Source organism: Acinetobacter legionensis (assembly GCF_048552295.1).
Classification (GTDB): Bacteria; Pseudomonadota; Gammaproteobacteria; order Pseudomonadales; family Moraxellaceae; genus Acinetobacter.
Genome location: NZ_JBIMCW010000013.1, coordinates 1 through 25,894, shown reverse-complemented (window position 1 = coordinate 25,894; position 25,894 = coordinate 1). Strand labels below are relative to the sequence as shown.

Annotated in this window: 27 protein-coding genes and 1 pseudogene; 8 read left to right on the top strand and 20 right to left on the bottom strand. The window is 35.3% G+C overall.

The annotated features are described in order from the left end of the window. Positions 1–10 precede the first annotated feature (10 nt). The 5 genes from ACG916_RS11700 to ACG916_RS11680 form a co-directional block, all read right to left on the bottom strand. A complete protein-coding gene (locus ACG916_RS11700) occupies positions 11–655 on the bottom strand; it encodes an SOS response-associated peptidase (RefSeq protein WP_419327875.1) in 645 nt (214 codons plus the stop codon). Between the two features lie 36 nt (positions 656–691). Next, positions 692–1,840: a HEPN-associated N-terminal domain-containing protein gene (locus tag ACG916_RS11695; RefSeq protein WP_419327876.1), complete on the bottom strand. Its 1,149-nt coding sequence runs from the start codon at positions 1,838–1,840 to the stop codon at positions 692–694. Position 1,841: 1 nt separating this feature from the next. Next, a complete protein-coding gene (locus ACG916_RS11690) occupies positions 1,842–3,050 on the bottom strand; it encodes a tyrosine-type recombinase/integrase (RefSeq protein WP_419327877.1) in 1,209 nt (402 codons plus the stop codon). Between the two features lie 727 nt (positions 3,051–3,777). Beyond that, positions 3,778–4,683, bottom strand: coding sequence for a DMT family transporter (locus ACG916_RS11685; protein ID WP_336954011.1), 906 nt, complete (start codon positions 4,681–4,683; stop codon positions 3,778–3,780). Further along, positions 4,680–5,258, bottom strand: coding sequence for a TetR/AcrR family transcriptional regulator (locus tag ACG916_RS11680; RefSeq protein WP_419327878.1), 579 nt, complete (start codon positions 5,256–5,258; stop codon positions 4,680–4,682). Before ACG916_RS11680 ends, ACG916_RS11685 begins: the two co-directional genes overlap by 4 nt. Before the next feature lie 395 nt (positions 5,259–5,653). Between ACG916_RS11680 and ACG916_RS11675 the strand changes: the two genes are divergently transcribed. Then, positions 5,654–6,136 (top strand): hemerythrin domain-containing protein, encoded by a 483-nt coding sequence (locus ACG916_RS11675; protein ID WP_336954008.1) that lies wholly within the window; start codon positions 5,654–5,656, stop codon positions 6,134–6,136. A gap of 313 nt (positions 6,137–6,449) precedes the next feature. Here the strand turns inward: ACG916_RS11675 and ACG916_RS11670 are convergent, their stop codons facing one another. Beyond that, positions 6,450–6,833 carry an Imm41 family immunity protein gene (locus tag ACG916_RS11670; protein ID WP_336954007.1) on the bottom strand — a complete coding sequence of 128 codons (384 nt, stop codon included), beginning with the start codon at positions 6,831–6,833 and terminating at the stop codon, positions 6,450–6,452. Between the two features lie 169 nt (positions 6,834–7,002). Here ACG916_RS11670 and ACG916_RS11665 point away from each other — a divergent pair. The 4 genes and pseudogenes from ACG916_RS11665 to glnA all read left to right on the top strand — a co-directional run. After that, positions 7,003–7,138: pseudogene (locus ACG916_RS11665) on the top strand (IS3 family transposase); the annotation flags it as partial. Positions 7,139–8,884: 1,746 nt separating this feature from the next. Beyond that, complete coding sequence (locus tag ACG916_RS11660) at positions 8,885–9,826, top strand: hypothetical protein (RefSeq protein WP_419327879.1); 942 nt, start codon at positions 8,885–8,887, stop codon at positions 9,824–9,826. A 135-nt stretch (positions 9,827–9,961) separates the two neighbouring features. Then, positions 9,962–10,495: a GTP-binding protein gene (locus ACG916_RS11655; protein ID WP_336954005.1), complete on the top strand. Its 534-nt coding sequence runs from the start codon at positions 9,962–9,964 to the stop codon at positions 10,493–10,495. Between the two features lie 433 nt (positions 10,496–10,928). Next, entirely contained in the window at positions 10,929–12,344 is a 1,416-nt protein-coding gene (glnA, locus tag ACG916_RS11650) for a type I glutamate--ammonia ligase (RefSeq protein ID WP_336954004.1), read from the top strand. Between the two features lie 342 nt (positions 12,345–12,686). Here the strand turns inward: glnA and ACG916_RS11645 are convergent, their stop codons facing one another. From ACG916_RS11645 to ACG916_RS11625, 5 genes are all read right to left on the bottom strand, one after another. Continuing rightward, entirely contained in the window at positions 12,687–13,094 is a 408-nt protein-coding gene (locus ACG916_RS11645) for a DUF3106 domain-containing protein (protein ID WP_336954003.1), read from the bottom strand. Beyond that, positions 13,084–13,410: a hypothetical protein gene (locus tag ACG916_RS11640; protein ID WP_336954001.1), complete on the bottom strand. Its 327-nt coding sequence runs from the start codon at positions 13,408–13,410 to the stop codon at positions 13,084–13,086. Before ACG916_RS11640 ends, ACG916_RS11645 begins: the two co-directional genes overlap by 11 nt. Further along, positions 13,403–14,017: an RNA polymerase sigma factor gene (locus tag ACG916_RS11635; RefSeq protein ID WP_336954070.1), complete on the bottom strand. Its 615-nt coding sequence runs from the start codon at positions 14,015–14,017 to the stop codon at positions 13,403–13,405. Before ACG916_RS11635 ends, ACG916_RS11640 begins: the two co-directional genes overlap by 8 nt. A gap of 155 nt (positions 14,018–14,172) precedes the next feature. Continuing rightward, the gene (locus ACG916_RS11630; protein ID WP_336954000.1) at positions 14,173–14,949 is read right to left on the bottom strand and encodes a TrmH family RNA methyltransferase; all 777 of its coding nucleotides are present in this window, start codon (positions 14,947–14,949) and stop codon (positions 14,173–14,175) included. 115 nt (positions 14,950–15,064) lie between these two features. Next, positions 15,065–16,039 (bottom strand): class 1 fructose-bisphosphatase, encoded by a 975-nt coding sequence (locus ACG916_RS11625; RefSeq protein ID WP_004724544.1) that lies wholly within the window; start codon positions 16,037–16,039, stop codon positions 15,065–15,067. Positions 16,040–16,214: 175 nt separating this feature from the next. Here ACG916_RS11625 and ACG916_RS11620 point away from each other — a divergent pair, with 175 nt between their 5' ends. The 3 genes from ACG916_RS11620 (at position 16,215) to ACG916_RS11610 (ending at position 17,081) form a co-directional block, all read left to right on the top strand. Then, positions 16,215–16,400 (top strand): NF038105 family protein, encoded by a 186-nt coding sequence (locus ACG916_RS11620; protein WP_004724542.1) that lies wholly within the window; start codon positions 16,215–16,217, stop codon positions 16,398–16,400. Positions 16,401–16,475: 75 nt separating this feature from the next. Further along, complete coding sequence (locus tag ACG916_RS11615; protein ID WP_419327880.1) at positions 16,476–16,685, top strand: SMI1/KNR4 family protein; 210 nt, start codon at positions 16,476–16,478, stop codon at positions 16,683–16,685. A 30-nt stretch (positions 16,686–16,715) separates the two neighbouring features. After that, positions 16,716–17,081 carry a hypothetical protein gene (locus ACG916_RS11610; protein WP_419327881.1) on the top strand — a complete coding sequence of 122 codons (366 nt, stop codon included), beginning with the start codon at positions 16,716–16,718 and terminating at the stop codon, positions 17,079–17,081. Between the two features lie 163 nt (positions 17,082–17,244). Here ACG916_RS11610 and pal read toward each other — a convergent pair whose 3' ends face one another. The 9 genes from pal to ACG916_RS11565 all read right to left on the bottom strand — a co-directional run bounded on the left by pal (position 17,245) and on the right by ACG916_RS11565 (position 25,222). Continuing rightward, on the bottom strand, positions 17,245–17,814 hold the full coding sequence (pal, locus tag ACG916_RS11605; RefSeq protein ID WP_004822680.1) for a peptidoglycan-associated lipoprotein Pal: 570 nt from the start codon (positions 17,812–17,814) through the stop codon (positions 17,245–17,247). Between the two features lie 51 nt (positions 17,815–17,865). Continuing rightward, positions 17,866–19,149, bottom strand: a complete 1,284-nt coding sequence (gene tolB, locus ACG916_RS11600) for a Tol-Pal system beta propeller repeat protein TolB (protein WP_419330343.1) — start codon at positions 19,147–19,149, stop codon at positions 17,866–17,868. A 276-nt stretch (positions 19,150–19,425) separates the two neighbouring features. Next, positions 19,426–19,692, bottom strand: coding sequence for a hypothetical protein (locus ACG916_RS11595; protein WP_419327882.1), 267 nt, complete (start codon positions 19,690–19,692; stop codon positions 19,426–19,428). A 32-nt stretch (positions 19,693–19,724) separates the two neighbouring features. Beyond that, on the bottom strand, positions 19,725–19,871 hold the full coding sequence (locus ACG916_RS11590; RefSeq protein WP_419327883.1) for a hypothetical protein: 147 nt from the start codon (positions 19,869–19,871) through the stop codon (positions 19,725–19,727). Positions 19,872–19,939: 68 nt separating this feature from the next. After that, positions 19,940–21,376, bottom strand: a complete 1,437-nt coding sequence (gene tolA / locus ACG916_RS11585) for a cell envelope integrity protein TolA (RefSeq protein WP_419327884.1) — start codon at positions 21,374–21,376, stop codon at positions 19,940–19,942. Between the two features lie 3 nt (positions 21,377–21,379). After that, positions 21,380–21,829: a protein TolR gene (tolR, locus tag ACG916_RS11580; protein WP_419327885.1), complete on the bottom strand. Its 450-nt coding sequence runs from the start codon at positions 21,827–21,829 to the stop codon at positions 21,380–21,382. Further along, entirely contained in the window at positions 21,829–22,527 is a 699-nt protein-coding gene (tolQ, locus tag ACG916_RS11575; protein WP_336953995.1) for a protein TolQ, read from the bottom strand. Before tolQ ends, tolR begins: the two co-directional genes overlap by 1 nt. Positions 22,528–22,551: 24 nt before the next feature. Then, a complete protein-coding gene (gene ybgC / locus ACG916_RS11570; RefSeq protein WP_004724526.1) occupies positions 22,552–22,959 on the bottom strand; it encodes a tol-pal system-associated acyl-CoA thioesterase in 408 nt (135 codons plus the stop codon). Positions 22,960–23,812: 853 nt separating this feature from the next. Further along, complete coding sequence (locus ACG916_RS11565) at positions 23,813–25,222, bottom strand: short-chain fatty acid transporter (protein WP_419330341.1); 1,410 nt, start codon at positions 25,220–25,222, stop codon at positions 23,813–23,815. Between the last annotated feature and the right edge of the window lie 672 nt (positions 25,223–25,894).

The window sequence follows — 25,894 nt, the reverse complement described above, 5'->3', positions numbered from 1 at the left end:
CAGTCTTAATTTAAAAAAGGTCATTTTGTTTGGCTACTTCTGATGAGTGGTCACGCGGGAAAGTGACAAACTCATCACGCATTTCAAAGAAATATTCATGTGCATTTTCTTTATCAACATTCAGCCAGTCTTTCCGATATTCTTCAGGTATGACTATGATCGATCTTTTCTCATCATTTGGTGCATGAAATTGCTTCATAAAAGGGTGGTTATCAGAATTAATCGTAAGCATTGAAAACGATCTGACTTTAGAGTCTTTAATTACTGCATCATCATAAATCGCGGCTACAGTGAAAGGCTGGCCATCTTTACGTTTTATTGTGTACCAATGAGATTTACCGTCTATGTATTTCGGCTCATAGAATTCTTGAACAGGGACGAGACAAAATTTGCTGTACTTCCATGCGTGTCTAAAACTAGGTTTCTCTGCAACAGTTTCTGTTCGAGCATTGTAAGTATAATTACTAAACTTAAAATCCTTCGCCCAAGTGGGTAAAAGTCCAAATTTGCCATAATCTAAGTCATAGCCTTTCATAATAATGGGGGCATGATAACCAGGATAAATGTGTGATTTTAGATCAAGCTCTAACTGATCAACTTCGACATCAAGTAAGGCGAGGGCATCTCTGGTGGGAATTTCATAGTTTGAGCACATGAGCATAATCCTTTAAATTTATTATATAAAGTGATGTCAATTTCTTTCAATATTTAATAACTCAAAATAATCTTTGATTTTTTCATTGTCAGACTCGAAAAAAGCAATATTAATTCCTTCTTTATTCTTTACACTTTTATATCTAATACCTTTAACTTTTGGATTGAATCTATACCTAAAGAATTCTGAAACTACTTGTGTAGGAATGTACTCAATGTGGTCTTTTATATTTGGACCAACTGGTTTTGACATATCAGAAACTAAATCGTATAAGAAAATTAATTTTTGTCTACTGCTGAATTCATTTACATCAAAGATACTGGGAATTTTAGGCAAATTACTAAAATCTATAACTTCAATATCTTTTTTTAATTTGAAAGTTGCATAACTCCAATATTCTTGATCCTTAATAACTTCCAATTTAGCTGTAAGAGCTGAATCCGCAATATAAAAATATGGTATTCCACCTGGATTCATTCTCCCAGCGCTTGCAATTTTTTGAGGAGCAACACCCATATGGTTGAATTCAGAAAAGGATTCATCTTTAAGTTGACTTCTAACCCTATAAAATAATGATTTTTTTCTTATTTTTTTTACCAAATTAAATTCAATACATAAATCTTCTAAAGCATTCAGCATTTGGCTAACTGGTATGATTTGTTCATCATTAATTTCATCAATAGGCTCATTTAAAAATAAATACCGTGTTTTATATAAAACCTGATCCTTGAAAGAGTCCCAACTATACATAAGCACTTCACTTTCTGGTAACTCGAGCCAACTGTTATTTGTATGTGGAACTAAATGATGAAATGGATCTGCACTATTTTCTAAATCATAAGAAAATTCTTCACACCATCCAGGATTAAATTTAAATATAATATCCTCAATATAATCAGCTTCAAATAACCATTCACCTTCAGAATATGGTAAATGAACTTCTTGAGCATCACCATAATATTTATAAATTACATCATAAATAGCATGCATAACAATATTATATGAAGCGGCTTTAAGTGATCTAAATTTTTTATTACAGTATGAACACCTATTAGAGATCGCGTTATTTAAAACGATTGTTTCTAAAAATGGATCCTTCACACATTCAACACAAATTGTTTTATCAAGTTCAGAAAGATTACTCTTTTCATATTGCTCAATTGCTTTGTCTGAAAAATAACCCATATTAATTACTCCAACTATCCACAATATTCGCCCAATCTTGCAACATACTTCTTCTTTCCTCTAAATATCTTGCATGATTATATGAAGCTCTGGTTTTATTATCGTCAGCATGCGCTAACTGCTTTTCAATCCAATCCTCATCATATCCTTTTTCATTCAATAGAGTTGATGCTGTTGCTCTAAAGTCATGCGCCGTCACTTCACCAAGCCCTATATATTCAAGCATTCTATTTAATGTTGTTGAGGCAATCATCCCAGTTTTATAGACTGAAGAGAAAACATATTCTTGGTTGCCAGTTACGACATACTGATCTTTCAAAATATTAAAAATTTGATCAGACATTGGAACAATGTGAATTCTATTTTTCTTAGTTGTGCGAGTTTGCCCGGTACGTTTTGAAGCAATTGGGAATGTAATAGTTCTTGCTTCAAAGTCCACAAAATCCCACTGCATGCGCCGTATTTCAATTGTTCTTAACATAGAGTACAACATCGTCAGCCCTGCATTTTTTACGGTTGTAGATCCTCTATAGCTCGCTAACTTACTTCTTAAATTTTTAGCTTCTTCTTTCGTCAAAGGACGGGCATGTTCTACATCTGGTCGTTGAACTGCACCTACAACTGCAAGGGTAGGGTCGTACTCTGCGCGTAAACTAGTAATTGCATAACGCATAACAGCGCCTATAAATTTCCGATTTTGGATTGCAGTAACTTCACCTGAACCGAAGTTTTTTTGTTTTTTAATACGCTTAATCGTATTTTTCATGATTGTCAGAATATCAGCAGATGAAACTTCTTTAATGTCTTTGTGACCAATTACGTTGTAGACATCTTTCTTCATAGAGGTGTCAAATTGATTTACATATCGTTCAGATTTTGATTTTAGATATTCATTTTTATATTCTTCAGCAATTTCTTTAAAAGTATGCGATGCAGCTACAACTTGGTTATTAGCCTTTTTTTCTTCAGCTGGATTTTTACCATTTCCTAATAGTGCTTTAGCTTCATCTCTTTTTTTTCTAGCTTCTGCAAGTTGAACCATTGGATATTCACCAACACCAACCATTGTAGTCTTTTTATGCCATTGATAACGATAACGCCAATACTTTCGGCCATTTGGACGAACTTCGATATAAAGACCTAATGAATCTATAACTCTATAAATTTTGTCAGTTGGTTTTAGTGACTTTATTTTTGTATCGCTTAACATTGAGTACACTTTGGGAAAAAATTAGGTGTACTCAATAATGTACTCAATGTGATCTGTTTTGTATAGTTTTAAAAGGTTTTTTATAATTTGCTATCATATTGATTTTTATTATTTTGAATATTTTAAAGTTTGTTATAGTTTGCTGTGATTTTGCCAATGTCAATTTTCGATCATTAGAAGCATATTGATATTAACCTATAGAAATTTATCAATTTATTTTGTTTGATGAATTTGGATACCCATTAGGTTACCCATTTTGAAAAAAGTACCTAGTTACAGCACAAAATAAAAAAAGCCTGCTAGGTGCAGGCTATGATATCAGATTCTTGTTTAAATTCTTCCACTTTTTACTTTGCATAGGAGTCATATCCGAACACATCTTTTCCGAAATTCGATTGGGTTGTTTGATATTTACTTGCTTAATTTCAGAGTAGAACTTTTTGCGACCATATCCAAGTAATCAATAAAAACCTTTTCTCGGACACAACGATCAATTTCCATTAACCTTCCTTCTTTACCATCCAGATATTCAGTCCATATACATTGTTTAGTTTGATTTACACCACTTCTCCCAAACTATTAACCACTTCACTTGGCAAATCATTCGATTCAGCTGGCTGATCACTGATTACATAAAGAGATATACAAAAGTGGCAGAACGAAACGAGCTGATACAGAGCGAATTGATAAAGAAAAATTAGATGAAGCATGGCTCTTAGATTGAGGGCTACTTAGTTTTAGAAAGAAGCGCTAAGCACAATGAAATAAAAATCATGCCAATCCAACCAATGGGTGCCAATTTTTCCCCAACTAAAACAATAGCTAATATGGCAGCAACTAATGGCTCAAATAACGTTAAGGTAATCGCTTTACTTGCTGGGACAGTTTTTAATCCATATCCGAATAAGACATAACCTAAAAACATTGGAATGAGCATCATATAGCCAACCACATAAATATTTATATTTTCCTCAAACAAATTTGCACCAGTAAAAAATAATGTTGGCAGTAAAAATAGAGATCCAATACCAAATATTAGGCCCATAGAGGCTTTTGAATCTATACCTCTATCTATCAGTTTTTTGGCAATCCAAGAATATAACGCATAGGTAAGTCCTGCCAGAGCTCCTAAAAATATTCCTAGAATTTGTCTATCATTTGTAATCTGTTTTGACGAAATCGATGAATGACTTTCTCCAATTGATAATAAAATTACACCACTAATACCCAACACAAAACAAATAAACCACTTAATAGAAAGCTTTTTATGATCAAAAAATCTTTCTAAAAGAGCTGTAAATAGTGGTGCTGTGCCAATCGAAACGACTGTCCCGACTGTAATTCCCGCTAGATGCATTGAAGAATAAAATGCTAATGGGTAAATGAAAACAGAAATGACACCTATGGAAAGAATGATTAAATTAGAATTTATCTGAGTTATGTTATTTTTAATGTTCTTTCGAGCTAAAATTGCCTGTAAAAGGCCACCACCGCCCATTGCTGCTGCACCAATAGCAAGAGGACTAAGATTTGGGGCAAAAGTAGCTATTGTACCTGTAGTTCCCCAAAGAAATGCCGCTAAAAGAACTGCAATAAAACCATAACTAGAAGAATTCGAAATTGAATGATTCATTGAATGGCCTCTTGTTCTAGAATGCTAATTACAATTTTTTTGGCTGCTTTAATTTTTTGACTAGAACCTTCCAAACCAGCTCTCGCAATTGAACCCTCTAAAATAAAAGAAAACATTAATGCTATTTCATGAGCTTTTTCGTGATTTGAAATAAGCAGTGAGAGTTGATTTAAAATAATATTTTCAATTTCATCTTTATGTGATTTTATTGCCTTTCTTTCAACACTATTAGCAGGAAATTCAGCAGCTGCATTCAGTAATCCACATCCTCTAAATCCTTTTTCATAAGCAAACTCAGCATGATCTTGATATGCATCGAAAACAGCTAAAATACTTTCGAGGGGAGATTTAACTTGAGCATTCCTTTTCTGATACAGATCCAGCCATTCTTGATGCCTAAATTCAACGTATGAAGAGATTAGAGCGGATTTAGTTGGGAAGTTGTTATACAGTGACATTTTCGCAACACCAGCCCTATCAGTAATTGTATTTATTCCTGTGTTAGCAATTCCATCGTTATAAAACAATGTAGCTGCAGCTTCTAAGATTTTTTCTTTAGCAGATTTAGTTTTCATATTAAAAAATTAGGTAGACCGATATACCTAATATAAACTTGTCGCAATTAATTTCAACATTTTTATTTTGGGAATATGACCTAGGGAGCAGAGCGAAGCGGTTTTTAAGGCAGGCTTGCTCTAAACTCTTAAAATTAGAATTAGGGTAGGGTAACGAAATCACGCTATGGCTCATTGATACTGTTTGAACATACAATGAGTGTAGTACTTTGAATGATGAGCAGAATAAAGCCTTAAGTCGATGTTTTTTTAATTGATTTTTAAATTTTATAGATCATACTATATAATTAGTAATTACAATTAAAATACTATTGAAACAAGAATCAAATAATAAATATAAGTTTATCCATTAAGATTGAATATGAGATTAATTTTTCCATCAATAGGATAAAAGTATGAGCCATAGTAAGCAACTCACCATATTTGATGTCTTAAAATTTAGTCATGAAAAACAAAGAGAGTTATCTGATAAGTTAATTGAAACCACTGGTAACTCAGAAGAAAGAAAACATTATTTTTCATTATTAAAAAATGAATTATTTGCACATGCTGTGGCTGAAGACAGGTATTTTTACATACCTCTTATGATGACAGATGCAGGTTTAAATATAACAAGGCATGCTTTGTCTGAGCATCATGAAATAGATGAGCTACTTGAACAACTGACTGAAAATGAATTCAATAACCCCAGTTGGTTACGTATAGCAAAACAGCTACGTAAGCTGGTACATCATCATTTAGATGAAGAAGAGCATAAATTTTTCCAGCAATCTGGCAAAATTTTAAAAGATGATGATAAAGTAAGCTTAGCGAAAAAGTATCAACATGAATACGATAAATATATTGATAAAGACAAAATGAGTTTAGTAAACCAATGATTTGAACGTATTAAATTTAGATAGGGCAGATTTGAAAATGAAAAATCAAATTAATTGGTTTAGCTCTTTTCTCAGTTGCTTCGGTTCACGGGTACATAGGCAGTTTAGAAATAGATTTAATAAACTTTAATCGTCCAATTTTTAGTAAATTAATTTCTTAGACAGCTTATCTCGGCTCATAGATCACTTTCGATCTTTGAAATCACTTGGATTTACATAAATTTTTGATTTACAACTTATGAACATGTACCTGATCTTGAAAGATTGAGTAAAGCATGATCCTTTAAGTGAGGGACGTTTCATTTAACACTGATTATGTTGAAGTAAAAGCAAGTAAAGGATTAGTTTTTTCAAAAATGCTTTGCCTTGGCATTATTTGGGAGAAATAACCCTCAAATACTAGTTGAATTCTTTCCCTAAATTCATAAATTAATGCTAGTTCCAAACTCCTTATTTTAAAGGAGTCATTCTTATCTAAATGAGAGCTTAGGGAAAGCATAATAAAGCTATAAATCCTAAAAACTTCCCAATCTAATTTTTCAGATGAATTTTTTTTAAGATTATAAATCCCCCATTCTAAAAGCCAATATTCCTCCATATCCCATATTTTTTCTTCATGCAACATTCCTATAAATGATAATTTATCATAAAAGTCATTATTAGGAAAATTGCGCAGTATAATTATTTTTACATTCATAATTTATGTTCTTTAAACTTTTTCTAAAATTAATATAATATGATTTATGCGAATCTATAAAATAATGATGTGTTTTGTTAAAAAATAAAGACTTTAACTTGATAAGCTAAACACACTTATCAGGAGTTTACCATAAGCAAAACAAAAGTTTTATACAGCGGAGTTTAAGCTGAAACCATAAAATTAATCGAAAAAATGAGGGCAATGCTTCAGGAATAGCAAAACAGCTTGGTATATTCATGCAAACTCTTTCAAATTGGTACAATAAAGCCAAATATGTAACACTGGTTGCCGCATATCAGTACTGGGAATGTGTCACCTCTCAATTATACAAGATTAAATGAATCCAAACAGATTTAATGTTTCATAAGTGCAGTGAACAATTTCATTGAGTGTTTTTTTGTCTATTTTTCTTTTCTTAAGCTTTTTTGATTCAGTCATCTATGTAGTATTTTATTAAATTCTTATGGGAAATGACGAATGTTAAATTATCTTAAGAGCTTTAATACTATTAATACCTATTTGATTCTCTCTTCTATTTTATTGGTCATCGTGTTAGGTTTAGATTATTTCTGATCAGTTCTCTCGATTGGTCGAATCATTATTTATCAGCAATTATAGTTTCGCATTTACAGAGACTCTGAATTAATTTTAGGGAATTATTTTGTTACGTTATAACGTATTTGTTTTTGATTTCTACCTATGAAATTCAGCTATAGTATATATGTGTATGACTCACACACTTCATGCTTTATCTCCGAGAACCCACTGAAAGGTGGGTTTTTTATATCAGCCTATGACAATTCATAAATGTTAAATTGTTGTTGAAGATTAGGAAAGATGAACAGTTAGTGCTTGAAAATTCGGTCAACTTATAGAAAAAAGCCCACGTGATGGCTATTTTTCGCATTCAATCTTAATTAATGTAAAGACGCATAAATTTTAGCTTTCAGGACGTATAGGGTAAGGTTGATACGCTGACAAGTTAAAAAGAAAATAGTTTTAAAGGGTGATTAGACATCTTTTTACTACTAAATTTTAAAGGTGCTCGTTATAATTAGTATATGAAAATCGATAAAGTTCAATATATAAGATTTACTGATTAGCTATATACTTTTTTATAACTATGCTTAAAACCTATTTCTTAAATTTGATTAAGTTTATTTTACTCATTTTAATACTTAAAAATTTGAAAACTCTCTGTTTGTCATATATTGTTAAATTATAGAAAATTTTTAATTGATTGAAGAAGATTTAATTGATATTTTCTAAAGTTGAAATATTCAAACATATTATTTTCAATTATTTATTAAAAATAAGGTAAGAGCAAAATTATAAAAAGGTAAATAAGTGAAAATATAACAGGTGCTTTAATGTTGTTATTTGTATCTAATCAAATTCATGCAGCCATAACTGCATCGTCACATTCAAATCTTAACAGTATTTATAAATCTAGTATTTACACGCTTCCAATCCGACTAACACTGATTATATTTCTGATCAATCTGATATTAAAAATAATAATAATCATGATTATATTGAAAATCTAGCAATTCAAGCAATTACAACGACTGAAGCCCTAACGAGTCTAGGCTTTATTCACCCGTTAAATAGTGTGAGATATGTTGGTGCTGCTGAATGCATTGATATTCATTTAACTGCTCTTTTTGGAAATGGGGTAGCTTAAGAAATAAGGTTAACTTATTAAAACACAATTTATGCATGAGTCCGATATTAATATACAAATGTAATTAATATTTTTAAATAAAATTTTAAGTTTTATTAAAAATGATCGGAATTTTTTCTAACCCGTGACGTCAATTTTTTAGCTATTTTTAAATTAAGTTGTTGAAATTTAATACTATATATTATCTTGACTGCTTGAGTTTCGTGATTACTGCAAATGTTTTTAATAACTATTCTTGTAATTTATACGCTTAATAGTATATTAAATTTGTAGATATTTTTTACCGCATCTATAGTGTTTTATATTTTATTTTTTAATAAAAATGATAAACTGTTCACACTTTATATGAGGCCGTGAGGGCTAAATGAAAGAAGAAGTAAAAATCGCTATATTCGGTTTAAGTTTAAATGTGCTTGATGCAATTAAGCAAAAGATACGATCTATGTATGATGACTCACTTCAAGTAAGTTGGGCGAATATTGCTGATCCTCATTTAGATATTCTTCTTGTGAATGATATGTTTTTTAGTTCGCCAACAATTCAGAATTTGATTGGTGTTAAGAAAGTCCCATACTTGCGTCTGATTAATAAGAACGAAAAATCAGGGCAAATCGAAGGAGATAAACTATATCTACCTTTTTCAGCTTCAGATGACATTCGAAAATGGTTTAAAGACCGTAATTTACACGTACCTGTCAGTGAAAAAACCGTCAAAATTGTCAATCAAATTTCAAAAAAAGCTGATTTAAACAAGGTGGTAGCTGAGCTTTCTAATGAACGGAATGGTAACGTTCAAGTATTCGACTCAAAAGGCAACATCGCATTAGTCAATATTCGTACACAACAAGTTTGGGTAGACGCGCTACGAAAAGTTCAAGGGACGGATGTTTCTTTAAATTTTACTTATGCCACTATGCAAATGGCGCAGTCTGTCAGTATTTTCCAAGGGGTAGAGCTAAAATCATGGTTATGGAATTTATTGTGGTATTCAGATGATGTAAATATTCAAATCAGTTCTAGTGATTATTATAAACTCGTAGATTGGCCACAACCGAATCATCAAAATGAACGCCAAATGGTTTTTAAAATTGCAGCGTGTTTTGAATTGGGGGCAAGTATTGCTCAGGTGGCTCAGAAAACAGGCTATAGCAAAGCGCAATTAGCTAAATTTGTTTCAATTGGCATAATGACCAATGCGTTGAAAAAAATAGCAGTGGAAGATGCAAAATTACTTACTGAAGAAAAACCATCTTCAGGCATTTTAGGTGGCTTTTTTGGTAAGTTAAGAAAAAAATTAGGGCTTTAACTGTGTAAAGAGTATGCGAACCCAATAAGGCTTCTAAAAATTAACCTTTTAATCAAGTTTGTTTATACTGACACGATAAGTAAATGTATAACCAGTTTATATGATGCCGTGATCAGTTTAAAAATAGGTGATGATGTGATCTTACAAAAGTATAAAATTGTTTTTGGCGGTAAAATGGGCGCAGGTAAAACAGAAGCAATAAAATCATTATCTGAAATTTCAGTCTTATCTACAGAAGCACAAAATACAGATGAGCAAGCACATAATAAGGCATTGACCACTGTCGGGATTGACTATGGTGAAATTAAATTAGATGAAGGCGTTATTGTTGGATTATATGGAACGCCAGGGCAGAATCGCTTTGATTTTGTTTGGTCAGTGATATGTAAAGGTGCAATCGGAGCAGTTGTGCTGATTGACCATACGCAAAAAGATGCACTTGAAGATTTAAAATTTTATTTTCAAAGTTTTAAGGAACATTTAAACAATATTGTGGTTGGTATAACCCATATAGATGAAAATCCTCAATATCTGTTAAAACCTTATAAAGATTGGATGCAATTAAATCAATTAACCATGCCAATTTTTGCGGTGGATGCCAGAAAAAAAGATGATGTATTGGTAATGGTTGAAGCACTCATTGCAAGAGCTGAAGTAGAATTTGGCTAATTGTAGATCGTAGGTAATATAATTACATCGCTGTATAGAGGGAGATATAGATAAATGTTAAAAGCGTATTGCTACCTTATATGCCTTATTTTAATGCTTTTGAAATAAAAAATTGTCATCATCTTAAAAAATAGTCGATAAAAAGCGTTGTTCGCGCAATATAAGCACCAAGATAAAACATTTTATTTAGTTTGCACGAAAATAGTGCGTTTAAATTGTGCGTAATAATTTTAAAATGAGAAGTATGTTTGAATATGGTGCAATTCTATTTGCACTCAGTATAATAGACGGAATTTAAGTATTGCTAAGCTTATTTTCTGATAAGAAATTCAATATTTTAGCAATTATTTTAAAAGTTGGTATGCTACTTGCTATATAAATACCAACTACTAACACGCACTTCACAAGTGCAACAAAAATTCATTGGAGCAAAATGAGCATGGCGAACAAGGTCCTTCAACTCATACAAGAAAGTGGCGCAAAATGGGTCGATTTTCGCTTTACTGATACTAAGGGTAAAGAGCAGCACGTAAGCTACCCATCAGATACTATCGATGAAGATACTTTTGAAGATGGTAAAATGTTTGATGGTTCTTCAATTGCTGGTTGGAAAGGCATTGAAGCATCTGACATGATTTTACGTCCAGATCCTGAAACTGCTTTCCTTGATCCGTTCTTTGCTGAAGCAACCATCGTCGTTACTTGTGATGTTATTGAACCGTCTACTGGTCAAGGTTATGACCGTGATCCACGTTCGATTGCTCGTCGTGCGGAAGAATACCTAAAATCAACAGGTATTGGTGATACTGCATTCTTTGGTCCAGAGCCAGAATTCTTCGTTTTTGATGAAGTTAAATGGGACATCGATATGTCTGGCGCTCGCCATACATTAATCGCTGAAGAGGCTGCTTGGTCTACAGGTAAAGACTACGAAGCAGGTAACTCAGGTCACCGTCCTCGTGTTAAAGGTGGTTACTTCCCAGTTCCTCCAGTAGATTCTTCACAAGATATGCGTGCAGAAATGTGTGCTCGTATTGAAGATATCATGGGCCCTGGCCGTGTAGAAGTACACCATCACGAAGTTGCATCTTGCCAATTAGAAATTGGTGTAAGCTTCAATACTATGGTGCGTAAAGCTGACGAAGTTCAACAGTTCAAATATGCTGTTTGGAACGTTGCGCATCAATATGCAAAAACTGCGACGTTTATGCCTAAACCAATGGTTGGTGATAACGGTTCAGGTATGCATGTTCATATGTCTATCTCTAAAGATGGCAAGAACTTGTTTGCTGGTGATGAATATGCTGGTCTTTCAGAAATGGCGCTTTACTTTATCGGTGGTATCATCAAGCATGCTCGTGCATTGAATGCGATCACAAACCCTTCTACTAACTCGTATAAGCGTTTGGTTCCTCACTTCGAAGCTCCAATTATGCTTGCTTATTCTGCACGTAACCGTTCTGCTTCGATTCGTATTCCATACGTTTCTAGCCCTAAAGGTAAACGTATTGAAGCACGTTTCCCAGATCCAATGATGAACCCATACTTAGGTTTTGCGGCATTATTGATGGCTGGTCTTGATGGTATTCAAAACAAGATCCACCCAGGGGAAGCAGCTGATAAAAACTTATATGATCTTCCTCCTGAAGAAGAAGCTAAAATCCCAACAGTTGCACATAGTCTTGATATGGCCCTTGAAGCACTTCAAGCGGATCATGAGTTCCTTCTTAAAGGTGGTGTATTCACAAAAGAAATGTTGGATGCATACATCGAACTTAAAACTGAAGATGTACGTCGTTTAAATACAACGACTCACCCAGTTGAATTTGATATGTACTATAGCTTGTAATTCGTTTTCGAATTTAAGTGATGAAAAACCTGCCTTGTGCAGGTTTTTTTATGCCTGAAAATTAGAAATAGGAGTGTTTTTAGTAAACAGATAATAGTCAACCTGTTAAAAAACACATACATAAGAATATAATTTCTCTTAATGAATATTTTTTTAATTAAATCAATTGGTGAAGAAATTAAATTATTTGATTATAAAAAGTTTGCAATGCCATATTTGCTTAGAAAGTTTGAATAAATTTGCGAAGGTGATGCCTCTCTTTTCAGAGATTGAGGAGGATTTTAAAGGGTAAAAAGCCAGTTAAACTTTAACTGGCGATGAATAAAATATAAAAAAGAATGCTTAATGTGAACCCGTTATACTTTGTTGATACTTCACCATATATTGTTCACGAATTTCATTGCGCTCATCAGTGGTCGATGCTTTTTGCATTTTTTTGCGCATCTCATTACGTTCAGATGTACTCATTTGCTGCCATACTTCACGCATTTTTTGTTTTTCTTGTTCAGGAAGCTGAGTAAACCAATCCATGCGCTGTTGCAGTGCTGCACTTTGATCAGTGGGAATTTCTTTTAAATTTTGATAGCGCTTAATCAATGCCTTTTGTTCTTCCTCAGAAAGGGCATCCCATGTTTCGTTAACTTGACTAGTTGCATCTTTAGAAAATATCCAAAAACGTTCAAATCCAGCAAAACTTGTTTGTAGAAAACCAATAGCACAAAATGCCAAAGCTAATTTTCTAGCTGCCATGAGAATTTTTATCCTCACCAAATACAGACAACATATCTAAATCTTCCATCATTTGGGGTGAAAGTTTAGGACTAATAACCACTTGTTGTGGGGCTTGCGATTCTGGTGATATATCAAAAGCGTTTGGAATCACAACAAAACCAGTAATAGCTGCAGCAAGTGCAAAGCCTGTCATTTTCCAGTGACCAAAACGTGACGTTTGCTTGTCTTGAATATGGTCAAGCACATTATTCATCACCACTGCTTTATTGCGGTGATTACGTGCAACCTCATCCAATTTTGCCGTCACTTGTTTGGTGAAATCATCATTATTCATGTGATGAACCTCCATACGGATTTAAATGTGAGAGCGAAGTTCTTAGTCCTTGAATAGCTCTGTGATAATGAGTTTTTACACTACCTTCTGTACAGTTCATAATAGATGCAGTGGTTTGAGTATCAAATCCTTCCCAAGCGCGTAACATAAATGCTTGTTGCTGGCGTACCGGGAGGCGGCTAATGGCTTCTTGAATTTCCTCAACGGTGACATCTTGATCTAGAAATTGAAGTGGATTGGGTGTGGATTCATCCACAATTTCCATTGCCTCTTCATCATCAGAATCTAAATCAATTTTTCGAAATAACGAAAATGGAGAAGCACGTCGTGCTTCCTTACGTCGCCAATCTTGTAATTTGTTATTTAAAATTGTATAGAACAGTGGATACCATTCTTCAGTAGATTTATCTGCATAAGCTTTATGTAAGGAAATAAACGCTTCCTGGACCAAATCCATCGCAATCCCATTGTGACCTTGGGTTGCATTTTCCATCATCACTAAGGCACGACCCGTCACGTCCTGCATGAAAAAACGCAGGCGCTGTTCACTCGTACTCGTTTGAGCACTTGCTGTTTCAGACTGTGACTTCTTTGGTGCTAAGTCCATAGAGATGGAAAATCCCGTCATGGGTACCCACCATTATTTTAACTTCATACCTATATAACGTTAAAAAAATGGTTTGGGTTGACATGTAAATCAATTATTTTTTTCAGTTTAAATGATTTTTTCCAATAACGGGCAATATTTAAAATAAATTAACCTTATAGTCGTTGTCTAACCATTTCAAAGAAACAAATCGATCCAGCAACGGCAACATTGAGTGATTCTTGACCACCAGGTTGTGGAATAGATACGGCTTCTGCGCGTTTAAGGGCGAAATCTGAAACGCCTTGACCTTCGTTACCTAAAATCCAAACACATTGTTTGCGTAGGTTTTTAGTGTAAAGACTCTCTGCCTGATGTGAACTGGTGACATACACAGGAATTTTAAATTGCTTGAGTAAGTCTTCAAGGATCACGTTTTCATAAGTTTGTAATGAAAAATGAGCCCCCATACCAGCACGTAATACCCGTGGTGACCATAATGATGCGGAACCTTTGGTACAGACAATTTGTTCAATACCCGCAGCGGCCGCTGATCTGAGTAATGTACCTACATTGCCTGGGTCTTGGACATTTTCAAGAATTAGCGTGTCTTCAGTAAAGTTCAGTGCCTGAGTTGAACTCGGTAAATCCACAATGGCTAGACATGCAAGGCTGGTTCCAAGGGTACTTAAATCCTTGTATAAAGATTCACCGACCACAAACACAATACCTTGATATTGGTCAAGGATACTACCTAAATCTTCATGATCTAAGGCATGTTCAGTGGTGAAAATTGAATTAATTTTTCGACCTTTTTCTAACCATGCAAGCGTAAGGTGCGTTCCCTCAAGTACAGTTTGTCCTTGTTTTTTACGGTAAGTATTTTGTTCAATTAAACCTCTGAGATGTTTAATTTTGGGATTATCTTTTGATTCAAGGAAAATTGTAGGCATGGGAGAGTACGTCCAAAAAATTAAGTAGGGTCTGTGATCATTCTATAAAGAAATTGCAACAGACCCTAGCTGGCGTTACTCCCTAAATAGAGAGTAAGAAAAGAAAAGAGAAGAATTAGTTGTGGTAGCTGGTAACAAGCTCAACTTCATTCTTAGAACCAATGATAACAGGAACACGTTGATGTAACTCAGTCGGTTGAATCTCTAAAATACGTGTACGACCAGTAGTCGATGCGCCGCCAGCTTGTTCCATTAACATACTCATTGGGTTGGCTTCATACATTAAACGTAGACGACCTGCTTTTTTAGGATCTTTAGTATCGTATGGATATAAGAAAATACCGCTACGACATAAAATACGATGAATATCACCCACCATACACGCCACCCAACGCATATTGAAATCTTTTTCACGTATAGATGTTTTACCCGCTTGTAGTTCATCGATATAACGTTTTACAGGCGCTTCCCAATGACGTTGGTTTGATGAGTTAATCGCAAACTCTTTGGTATCTGCAGCAACTTGAATATTTTCAGAAGTGAGCAAGAATTGCTTTTCTTCAGGGTCGTAAGTAAAAAATACAACACCCGCGCCAACGGTCAAAGCCATCATTGTCGATGGGCCATAAAGCACATAACCTGCTGAAACTTGTTGAATACCTGCTTGCATGAAGTCTTCAGCTTGCGTTACGGCATTTTGAGCAGGAAGGATAGAAAAAATTGTTCCTACACACATATTAATGTCAATATTGCTTGAACCATCTAATGGATCAAATAAAACCAAATATTTGCCATTTTCTTGAGCTGGGGTAAATTCATCTAATTCTTCAGATGCGAGTCCACCTACATTTGGATTGGCTTTTAAAGCATCAATCAAATAATCATTTGAAATCACATCAAGTTTTTTTTGCTCTTCACCTTGTACATTTTCATGTTGTGCACTCCCCAAGACACCAGCTAAAGCACCTTTCTGTAAAGCCTGATCAATGGTTTTGCAGGTATTGGCAATTGTTTCAATTACATTGGCAAGTTCAGATGTTAAGTTCCCTTGTTGTTGTTCTAAATATTGGGATAGGGTGCGATATGACATATCAGAGGTGCTCCAAAAGCGATAAATTTTTACAAACCAAATAATGGAGGCTATTTTAGATGAGTTCAGCACAAAATAGAAATTATCCTGTGTTATTTGTCGTGAAATTACCCTTGAAAGTATTTTAGAAAGTGTTATGTTGAATATACGTACAATAGCGTAAAGGAGCACTGACATGACAACGACAAAGTTTGAAGCGACTCCGACTCCAAATGAAAGCATTGATTTAAAAGATATTAGTGCTGAAAAAGTGAAAGAAGCATGGAAGAATTACGAAGCTAAGCCTGAATTCAAAGAATTCAATAAGCATGACATGATTGAATCTATGCAAAGCCCCAAGCCAGATGAGTCAAAGGCTTAATCAATAAAAAGCGTTCATTGCGATATGAGCGCTTTTTTCTATTTATTTCATATTCATTCCGAACAATAAATCTTCATGATAGAGATTGATCACAAAACAGACATTATCATTCCGTTTAATAAAATTGGTGAACCGGGGTGGGATGTTAAAACTCACCTAATTTTAGAATCTCTTGCTGATTTAAATAATGATGAGATTGCACCTGCAATTGATGATGAGAAAATTTTAAAACTTGAACAGCGTTTAAATTGTCGCTTACCTGAATCTTTAAAGATCTTCTATTAACACTTTGGGATTGCTGATATTGGTGAACAATTGCAGCAATTTGATGATATTGGCTACTTAAAAGATATTTGGGCAAATGCGCCGCAATATGTGCCTGAATTTAGTCAGGTTGATTTAGCAGTTTTACCTCATCTGATTACATTTAGTGATTATCTTGGTAATGACAATATGTTTTGCTTTCATGATATCAGCAAAGAAATCTATTACTTTGATCATGATGACATGCCTTATTTAAGTAGAATACTGGACTGTGTGGATGACTATATTAAAGGTTGTTTGATTTTAGTGCAGTCTGAGTTTTTTGCTGAAGCGCATCCAGATGAAGTGGATGAATGGGTAGAGGAACGGTTTATTGCGTTATTTAATGAGCAAATACTCAAGAAATGGCGTTATTAATATAAATTACCATTGAACATGCTAAGCAGTTTCTTATTTTACTTTACTAAATCAAGACTTTATCTTGAAATGGGAAAGCGCTGAATAAGAAGAACTTATAATAAAAAATGCCCAATTGAATTAGGCATTTTTTATGGGCTATTTTAATAATGCAACTTTGGCATTATTTTAAAAGAGGAGGAACGGCTTCGTAGTTGATTTCAACACGGCGGTTTTCTTTCCAAGCAGCTTCATCATGACCAGCATTGATTGGCATTTCTTTACCGTAGCTTACCGCTTCTAATTGGTTTGCTTTAACACCATTGGTGATCAGGTAGCTTTCAACGGCTTTAGCACGACGCTCACCTAAAGCCATGTTGTACTCACGCGTACCACGTTCATCTGTATGACCTGTTAATGCCACTTTAGAGTTGGCATTGGCAATCAAGAACTGCGCATGTGCTTGTAGTGTTTGGTAGTCATCATTGGAAAGATCACTACTGTCATAATCAAAATGTACCACACGTTTCGCTAAAAATGCTTTATTGGCTTCAGTCACGCCTTTAGATGAAGCACCATTTAAGTTTTGTGCATTTAAAGCAGCATCTTCACTTAAACCACTAGTATTTACTGTAGTCGCACTATTTGGATTAGTTCCTGATTCTACAGTGGCAGCAGGTTTACGGCTTGCACAACCTGTCATCACCAAGCTTGCTGCTAATAAGGGTAAAGCTAGATATTGAATTGACTTCATGTTGATCTCCGATATTTCAATTTTAAATAAGTGATTTACATCTTGATTAAATTATTTAGGTGCCCAAGCAGGTTCACGTACTTCACCTTGTTCGCTTGGTAAGTTCATGCGGAAGCGACCATCTGTAGACATGATTGCCAATAAGCCACGATTACCCTCACGTGTTGCATAAACCACCATTTGCCCATTTGGAGAAAAGCTTGGTGATTCATCTAAACTTGTTGGTGTCAAAATATTGGTGATACCTGTAGAAATTTCCTGAATGGCAACTTTGTAATTACTACCAGAAGGGCGGTGTACCAATGCCACATATTTACCATCGGCACTTAATGTACCGCGTGCATTAAATGCACCACGGAAAGTTAAACGCTTGGTTGAGCCATCATCAAAACTATAACGGTAAATTTGTGCTGATCCACCACGGTCAGATGTGAAAATAAATGATTTTCCATCTGGAGCATAACGTGCTTCAGTGTCAATTGCGCTATCGTTGGTCATGCGCTTCACTTGACGTGAATCTAAATCCATTTGATAAACTTCAGGATTTCCATGCATAGATGCAGTAAACAGCATTGATTTCCCATCAGGAGAGAAACTTGGTGCACCATTTAAACCGCTAAATGCAGCGAGTTTTTCTCGTGCACCAGTGGCTAAATCTTGGATATAAATAGCAGGGCGCTTGGTTTCAAATGAAACATATGCAATTTTTTTCGCATCTGGCGTCCAAGCAGGTGAGAGAATCGGGTCTCTTGAACTTAATACTGTTTTAGGTTGCTCACCATCAGTATCTGCAATTTGTAAGGTATAACGAGTCTCTGGTGTTGCAGGGTTACGTAACACATAAGCAATACGTCCTGTGAAGTCACCTTGAATCCCTGTAAGCGCTTGATAAATTGCGTCACTGATCATATGTGCCGCAGAACGTACACGTGATGCTGGGATTGAGAGCAATTCATTTAATAGGAATTTCTGCTTTTCAACATCATAGAGTTGGTAATGTACTGCCAATGAACCATCTGCATTGGTTTTAGAGTCACCTAAAACCACATAAGGAACCCCAGCCGCTTTCCATGCTTCTGCATTTATATTGTTTATGTTTGCAGTTGCAGGAAGATTTTTTGATGAACTGGTAAAGCGCCCAGAGCGATTTAAATCTTGTTCAACAATAGGGTAGATAGATTGATCATTACTAAATGGAATGATGGCAATTTTAGGTGCAGATTCAGGTGCTTTGGCAATTTCTAATTGCAATTGTGCATATGATGTTGTGATCAATGCTGGACTAAATGCAACAATAATTGCGAATCCTAATAGATGTTTAGGCATGATTTTCATTGGACTTCATGTACTCAAATATCAATTTTTAACTATGCTTAGCTTTGTAGCACAAAGACATGATTTTAATCTATATAAAGCATGTAATTGTGAACAAAAGATTATCATTGAACAGATTTACTAAAAAATTAAATTCAAATTTATTACACTAATGAATTTCAGCTTGATCTTTGGGCATTGTAAATGTTGCAGCTTTAAAAATTACTTTTTTATAGATTTGACAACAATGTCATTGTTGCTGCCATTAAAATATATTATCTCGTGTTGAATAGAGACTTATTCAACACGGAATTTGATGCGAATCACTTTTAATAATTGATTGAGCGATGACTGTTTAGACACTTCAAAAGGTGCTGTTTGCTGAATCGCCGTTTTGATTGCGTTTGAAAACGTTTCGCTGTCCTGTTCTGTGATTAAAATATCTTTTACATTCCCACTGTCATCTAAGTAAATAATAACATCGGCATTTTCTTGGATGATTGTTAAATTTCTCAACTTTTTAACAATACGATTGACTCTAGCGGTATTTATCCGCTGAGCCATTTGACTTTGTAGAAGTAATGCTTCCGTTGTTGCTACAGACGGGTTTTTTCGTATGACGCAGAAGGTGGGTATTGTTGCGTATTTACTTCAAGTATTTTTTGTTGTTCTATTTTATTTGCAAATAAAAATGCAGTTGGAACAAATAACGAAATTGCTAGAAATATGGATTTAACTCGCATTTGATTTTTTCCAAGTGATTATTCTTGCATTAAATTACACCCTGCCAATACAAGGTGTAATTTTAAGATTATTTCACTGTAAAATTTGCACTAAAACTTCGAGCTTCGCGTCTTGCATCTGGATCAGATGGCATTGGGAAAGGTGCAGCATTACGAACTGCTTGTTCCACACTTGCTTTTACATCTGGGTCTGATGCATTGACAATAATCGAGGCCACAGAACCGCTATCCGTTAGTGTGACACGAGCTGTTGCCTTTTGACCTGTTGAGCCAGCCGGCATACGCCAAGCATTCCGAACTTTACTTTCGAAGTCCTTTTTCGCAGAAGATGCAACTTTTCTCGCTTCTGCCTTTTTATTCGCAGCAGCTTCTTTTGCTTTTTCAGCAGCCGAGGCTTTTTCTTCATCTAATTCGCGTGCTAGATCAGCTTTACGTTTTGCGTCCGCATCCGCTTTGGCTTTTGCAGCAGCATCTGCTTTAGCCTTTGCAGCAGCGTCCGCTTTGGCTTTTGCATTAGCATCTGCCTTGGCTTTTTCAGCAGCGTCTGCCTTGGCTTTTGCAGCGGCATCTGCCTTGGCTTTTTCAGCAGCATCTGCCTTGGCTTTTGCATTAGCCTCCGCTTTAGCCTTTGCAGCAGCGTCCGCTTTGGCTTTTGCATTGGCATCCGCTTTAGCCTTTGCAGCAGCGTCCGCTTTGGCTTTTGCATTAGCATCCGCTTTAGCCTTTGCAGCAGCGTCTGCTTTAGCTTTTGCATTAGCATCCGCTCTGGTTTTTTCAGCAGCATCTGCCTTGGCTTTTGCAGCAGCATCGACTTTAGCCTGTTGGGCCTTATCTGCGGCTTCTTTTCTGACTTTTTCAGCGGCTTCTGCTTTGCTTTTTGCTTCGGCATTGAGTCTTGCGAGTCTGGCTTTTTCAGCAGCATCGGCTTTGGCTTTTTGAAGCGCCTCTTGCTTGGCCTTAGCTGCTGCATCTGCTTTAGATCTTGCTTCAGCCTCAGCCTTAGCTTTCTCAGCAGCATTTTTAGCCTGCTTTACTTTTTCAGCTGCCTCATGTTTGGCTTTTTCCGCAGCATCTGCTTTAGCTTGAGAAAGTTTTAAGGCTTTTTCTTGTGCTGCTTTAGCCGCTACCATAGCCAATTGCTGTTCTAATGCAGCTGCCTTGGCCTGTTCGGCAGCTTTTTGTGCTTCTATAGCCTTTGTATCAGGGGGATTATTTGCTTCAGTTGGAATTTCTGGTGCTGTTTGATCAGGTTCTGCTGTTTGCTGAGTATTTTCTGCAACCTTGCTATCTGCCGTTTCAGTGGCATCAGTTTCGACTAAGGGCTTGGGCTCAGGTGGTGGTAAATCTTCAGGCTTAATTAAAATGGTTTTAATTTGCTTGGGTGGCTCAGGTGGTTGACTTAAACCGAGAAAAAGTAAGCCAGTAATCGCCACCACATGAATACCTAGGGTAAATCCAAGTGCAATCGCTTTTTCTTTAGATTGTGGCTTTTGAATATTTTTCATAACTTACTTTACAGACTCTGTCAGTAAACCCACTTGGCTTAAACCACCATCTTGCAGTGTAGACATGAGTTTCATGACTTCACCATAAGGGCGTGATTCACTACCATTGATCAAGACACTCAATTGCTTGTTATTTGCTTGAGCTTGTTGCTGATTTTCTGTAAGTACGGTTTTCAACTCATCTAAAGTTAAAACCTCATTTTTATGGTTTTTGTCTTCAAGTTTAATCGAACCATCTGCTTCTAAAGTTACGATGGCTGGTCGGTCTTCAGATTGAATCGGATTATTGTTTGCTTGAGGTAGGTCAACTTTAACACCCGTGGTAATCATGGGTGCTGTCACCATAAAAATAACCAATAAAACCAACATGACATCGATATATGGAACGACATTCATATCACTTTTTAAAGGTTTTTTGACGCGTTCAAAACGCCCAGAACGTTGGATTGTCATTATTCATCTTCCTGTGTAGTTCCCACAGACTGACGTTGTAATAGCGCCACCATTTCTTCTGCAAATAATGCTCGATCTGAATAAATTTCTTCGCCTTTTGCTGTGTAATGGTTAAATGCTAATACCGCTGGTATTGCAGCGAATAAACCAATCGCAGTTGCAATTAATGCTTCAGCAATACCTGGTGCAACAGTGGCTAAGGTAACTTGTTCAACCTGAGCTAAGCCAATGAATGCACTCATAATGCCCCAAACAGTACCAAATAAACCAATATAAGGTGCGACAGAGCCGATACTGGCGAGAGAGCTTAAGCCTTGCTCTAAACGGCCTTGATCACGACTGAGTCCTACACGCAAGATACGTTCAGTACCTTCAATCATCGATGCAGTTTCTGCATGGCGTTTTTTAAGTTTTAAAAACTCACTTAAACCTTGATAGAAAATATCTTCTAAACCGTTTCGCTTAGAATTAAGCTGAGCATTGTTATATAAGGTATTGAGTTCAGCACCAGACCAGAAGATTTTTTGGAAATGCTCATCGCCTTGATGTGCTTTCTTATAGCCCATATGCAACTTGGCAATCAAATACCAACTAAAAACGGATGCGAGTACTAAGATTAGCATCACCAATTGAACCACAGGGCTCGCTTGTAAAATTAAATCAGAGATGTGTAAAGAAGATTCTAGTTGTGTTGCCATAGTTACATGTGCCAAAAGTATTTTTTATTCGTGAGCTAATTCTCGAAGAATTAAATCACGGATTTCGTCAGGAATTCTACGAGGTTTCATATCTGTACTTAAACATGCCAACTCTACCTCGCCAGAAGCAAGCATGATTTCACCACGATATATATTCTGTTGCAACACAAATGACGAAGCTTTACATGAAACTACACTTGCTGTAACAGTAATAAGATCGTCCATGAGTATAGGGCGAGAATATTTCAATGCAATTTTATGCACGACAAAATTGTAATCTTTTTGATGCCAATAGTGGTCAATACCAGATGCACGTAGCCATTCTGTCCGTGCACGTTCCATAAAGCGGATATGATTGGCATGGTATACGATACCGCCAGCATCTGTATCTTCGATATATACACGGATTTGGAATTCGAATTTATTACTCATGTTGCTATGCATTCCTGTGTTGTTTATTGCATATCTATCAATTGCTTGCCAGTATTCACTTGTGCTGTTTCAATTTAAAATGATTCAGTTGGAAGAAGATGAGCTTTATATCGCTGATCTGATTGCTTCATTGAATTTTACAATACTTATAAGGGAACCTATCAACTATGCCAAAAGCATCTGTGAGATCTTTTGAGAGAAACGGAAATCTACATGAACAGAGGCCTGGTTGATTAAACAGTACGTGTATATAGCCTTTAGAGGCTATATAGTAGAAAAATTAAATCGATTTGACCCACTTATAAATTTGCACAAGAGTTTAACACTGACTTTGGCGCGAATTTTAGCACAAGGCATGCTTTCTCAAATGGCACAAGATTACAATCCGAATGTGCTAAGAAGGGCTGACAGAGATTAGCTTGAGGATTCTTTGAATGAAGTGGCATCAGTGAGTACTGTATTACCCTCACTGTCATACTCAAAAGTTAAATTATAGAATATCACGCAATGATAAAGTAGTTGATGCAGAAAGATTGAGTGAGAAGTATTTCATATAATGACCATTATATTAAATCGAATAGAGAGAACTTTAGTGTTTTAGCTCATCTAAATAAAATTTATATTAAATAAGAGAGCGATACGAAATTATCCATTATAATTTGGAGCTTAAATCTAAACATGAATAATAAATATAGAGGGCAAATTTATGAAAATAATAAGTAATCTATAATATTCCCTGAAATTAACATACTACAACTATACGCAATTTTAGATTATTTATATCAATAGCTTAGTGATATCCTTGCCCTAAACGCTTAAAGTTAGAAGGAGGGCAAGGAAAAGATATTACATTCTAAAAAGTAGGTGGCATATAGGTTAAAGTACGACCAAGAATCCACAATAAGAATAAAACTAAGGGTAAATGGAAGACAAGCTGAGTAACTGTAAATCCAATAACATCTTTGGCTTTTAATTTTAAAATTCCCAGCATGGGTAACATAAAAAAGGGATTAATTAAGTTAGGTAAAGCTTCTGCTGCATTATAAATCTGAACAGACCAGCCCAAATGTACTTTCAGATCGTGTGCAGCCTGCATGACATAAGGTGCTTCAATAATCCACTTACCACCACCAGACGGAATGAAGAAACCTAAAATAGCTGAATACAGCCCCATGACAATTGCGAAAGTTTCCTTAGATGCAATTGATACAAAAAATTCAGCAATATAATGAGATAGAGATAAATCTTGTGCGTTCATTGCACTTGTCATAATAAAAGCAATACTTCCATAGAGTGGAAACTGAATCAGTACGCCAGAAACCGCAGGGACAGCTTTAGATACTGCATTTAAAAAATTTCGAGGAGTTCCGTGTAAAGCAATACCCAGCATTAAGAAGATAAAGTAATAAGTATTTAAACTGGAAATCGCAATAATCGGATTGCTTTTTGTAAACTCATTAAACATCCAGATCAGGCCTAAAACTACAATTAAGATACTGAGAATTGGAGAGTTTTCCAGCCAGTCACCTGGGCGTTTTTTGCTTTGAACTTCGGTCTCTTTATCTTCAAAATGAATATCAAATTCATCAATGGTTTTTATACTATTGCCTTTAGGTGCAGACCAGAATGCAATGGCAATTGACACAATAATCAATACTGCAGTCATAATCATAGACTGTGGTAAAAAGATCGTTTCAGTAAAAGGAATAATACCAGTTAAGTTATAAAGTGGTTCTGGTAAGCTCGCTTTGTTTGCCTGTAACTGAGCAGCGGAAGAACTAATGCCAAGTGCCCAAGTTGCTCCCATACCAATAATAGCGGCTGCGGCAGCTGCACGATAATCCATATTCAGCTCTTTACGCTTGGATAGTGCAATCACCAAAAGGGCAGTTAAAACTGTACTCATGGCCCAATTAACCAGTGAAATAAAGAGGCTGACCGTCGCTACAAAAACAATAGCATTCCTTCCAGATGTTGGAATCTGAGCCATTTTTTGAATGAGCATTTCGACGGGTTTAGATACTGAAACCACATAACCAACGACAATCAACATACACATTTGCATCGTAAATGGAATCAAGCTCCAGAAACCATTGCCAAATGAAATTGCGACATCTTGAACAGATGCTCCTATTCCAATCGCAGCTATGGCGACAATGATGACACCTAACAGGGCAAAGATATAGGAATCAGGAAACCATTTTTCTGACCAATCACTGACTTTTATTGCAAATTTTTGTAATATATTCTGGGTGTTATCCATATTTAAATATCCTATTTATTTGATTATGAAACGAGCACATCCATGTTGAAAATATTGATTTTCGGGCGATAACCATCACTATCAGTGAGTTTGAATATTTGTATAAAAGACTCTCGGATGAGCTTTAGATATATGCACTGTTAAAATTTTTCTAAACTTACATTCCATGCAAGTTCACTTAATTTGATTCCCTTTTTGTGTTACTCAGTCAAAATCTTCAACTATCCTTTTATTAAATTATTAACATTGAATTAGCTTTTTTATAAATTTAAAGTTTTAAACATACAATAAGAAAAACTCATTAATCAAAATGGCTTGCTTATATTTATTTGTAATAGCGGGTTATAGGCAGTAACGTTTGAGCACCTAATGTATATGCCATATTTTCCAACTATCAACACTGTCAGCTCATTCCTGAAATATTTTTTCTGATTGTTTAAAAAAAGTTATATATATGATCCTTTATTTTTGCCTACTTATAAGTGCCTAATATTAAGATACACTATATTTTTCTAAAAATATTAATAAGAAATTCTTTAAAATAACCAATAAGTATATATTTAAATCATTAAAGTTTAGAGGTGGTCCCACATGTTTGAACAACTAAAAGCTTATTTATAAGTGATACTCTGCTCTAGTTAAGCTACCTTATTTTGTTGTGGTAGCTGGTCA

Excerpts from the sequence above, each read along its gene's own strand:
- ACG916_RS11700 (WP_419327875.1), bottom strand. The coding sequence starts at position 655 with ATGTGCTCAAACTATGAAATTCCCACCAGAGATGCCCTCGCCTTACTT.
- ACG916_RS11695 (WP_419327876.1), bottom strand. The coding sequence starts at position 1,840 with ATGGGTTATTTTTCAGACAAAGCAATTGAGCAATATGAAAAGAGTAAT.
- ACG916_RS11690 (WP_419327877.1), bottom strand. The coding sequence starts at position 3,050 with ATGTTAAGCGATACAAAAATAAAGTCACTAAAACCAACTGACAAAATT.
- ACG916_RS11685 (WP_336954011.1), bottom strand. The coding sequence starts at position 4,683 with ATGAATCATTCAATTTCGAATTCTTCTAGTTATGGTTTTATTGCAGTT.
- ACG916_RS11680 (WP_419327878.1), bottom strand. The coding sequence starts at position 5,258 with ATGAAAACTAAATCTGCTAAAGAAAAAATCTTAGAAGCTGCAGCTACA.
- ACG916_RS11675 (WP_336954008.1), top strand. The coding sequence starts at position 5,654 with ATGAGCCATAGTAAGCAACTCACCATATTTGATGTCTTAAAATTTAGT.
- ACG916_RS11670 (WP_336954007.1), bottom strand. The coding sequence starts at position 6,833 with ATGAATGTAAAAATAATTATACTGCGCAATTTTCCTAATAATGACTTT.
- ACG916_RS11660 (WP_419327879.1), top strand. The coding sequence starts at position 8,885 with ATGAAAGAAGAAGTAAAAATCGCTATATTCGGTTTAAGTTTAAATGTG.
- glnA (WP_336954004.1), top strand. The coding sequence starts at position 10,929 with ATGAGCATGGCGAACAAGGTCCTTCAACTCATACAAGAAAGTGGCGCA.
- ACG916_RS11645 (WP_336954003.1), bottom strand. The coding sequence starts at position 13,094 with ATGGCAGCTAGAAAATTAGCTTTGGCATTTTGTGCTATTGGTTTTCTA.
- ACG916_RS11640 (WP_336954001.1), bottom strand. The coding sequence starts at position 13,410 with ATGAATAATGATGATTTCACCAAACAAGTGACGGCAAAATTGGATGAG.
- ACG916_RS11635 (WP_336954070.1), bottom strand. The coding sequence starts at position 14,017 with ATGGACTTAGCACCAAAGAAGTCACAGTCTGAAACAGCAAGTGCTCAA.
- ACG916_RS11630 (WP_336954000.1), bottom strand. The coding sequence starts at position 14,949 with ATGCCTACAATTTTCCTTGAATCAAAAGATAATCCCAAAATTAAACAT.
- ACG916_RS11625 (WP_004724544.1), bottom strand. The coding sequence starts at position 16,039 with ATGTCATATCGCACCCTATCCCAATATTTAGAACAACAACAAGGGAAC.
- ACG916_RS11620 (WP_004724542.1), top strand. The coding sequence starts at position 16,215 with ATGACAACGACAAAGTTTGAAGCGACTCCGACTCCAAATGAAAGCATT.
- ACG916_RS11615 (WP_419327880.1), top strand. The coding sequence starts at position 16,476 with ATGATAGAGATTGATCACAAAACAGACATTATCATTCCGTTTAATAAA.
- pal (WP_004822680.1), bottom strand. The coding sequence starts at position 17,814 with ATGAAGTCAATTCAATATCTAGCTTTACCCTTATTAGCAGCAAGCTTG.
- tolB (WP_419330343.1), bottom strand. The coding sequence starts at position 19,149 with ATGAAAATCATGCCTAAACATCTATTAGGATTCGCAATTATTGTTGCA.
- ACG916_RS11595 (WP_419327882.1), bottom strand. The coding sequence starts at position 19,692 with ATGGCTCAGCGGATAAATACCGCTAGAGTCAATCGTATTGTTAAAAAG.
- ACG916_RS11590 (WP_419327883.1), bottom strand. The coding sequence starts at position 19,871 with ATGCGAGTTAAATCCATATTTCTAGCAATTTCGTTATTTGTTCCAACT.
- tolA (WP_419327884.1), bottom strand. The coding sequence starts at position 21,376 with ATGAAAAATATTCAAAAGCCACAATCTAAAGAAAAAGCGATTGCACTT.
- tolR (WP_419327885.1), bottom strand. The coding sequence starts at position 21,829 with ATGACAATCCAACGTTCTGGGCGTTTTGAACGCGTCAAAAAACCTTTA.
- tolQ (WP_336953995.1), bottom strand. The coding sequence starts at position 22,527 with ATGGCAACACAACTAGAATCTTCTTTACACATCTCTGATTTAATTTTA.
- ybgC (WP_004724526.1), bottom strand. The coding sequence starts at position 22,959 with ATGAGTAATAAATTCGAATTCCAAATCCGTGTATATATCGAAGATACA.
- ACG916_RS11565 (WP_419330341.1), bottom strand. The coding sequence starts at position 25,222 with ATGGATAACACCCAGAATATATTACAAAAATTTGCAATAAAAGTCAGT.